The organism is Mesorhizobium sp. M8A.F.Ca.ET.208.01.1.1 (genome assembly GCF_004791315.1).
Classification (GTDB): domain Bacteria; phylum Pseudomonadota; class Alphaproteobacteria; order Rhizobiales; family Rhizobiaceae; genus Mesorhizobium.
The window spans coordinates 1-319 of the sequence record NZ_SRUT01000237.1 but is presented as its reverse complement, the minus strand read 5'-3'; the positions used below and the strand labels follow the sequence as shown (position 1 = coordinate 319).

Annotated in this window: 1 protein-coding gene; it reads right to left on the bottom strand. The window is 68.3% G+C overall.

Annotated elements, in window-relative coordinates:
- Nucleotides 1-319, bottom strand: a 319-nt coding sequence (locus tag EN851_RS35085) for a Gfo/Idh/MocA family oxidoreductase (protein WP_135931102.1), incomplete at both ends; no start/stop codon positions are given.

Here is a 319-nt window from a genome sequence, read left to right as displayed (position 1 = left end):
TGCCCGGCGCGCGCCGGATCGGTGCGCCATTCGGCCTGCTTCTGTCCTTGCGCGTCGATCGGCTGCGTCAGCCAGTCCTGGATATAGGCGCCATGCACCGAAACGACGCGGCCGAGTTCGCCCGCCGCCACCATCTCGCGCGCCTGCCGCACCATGGCGTAGCCGGTGCTGTTGAGCGTGACGACGAAGCGGCGCTTCTTGGCTTCTGTCAGCGCCACCAGCGCCTCGGCCTCGGCAAGCGTCGTCGACAACGGCTTGTCGCAGATGACGTCGATGCCGGCTTCGAGGAAGGCGGTTGCGATCGGCGCGTGCAGGTGGT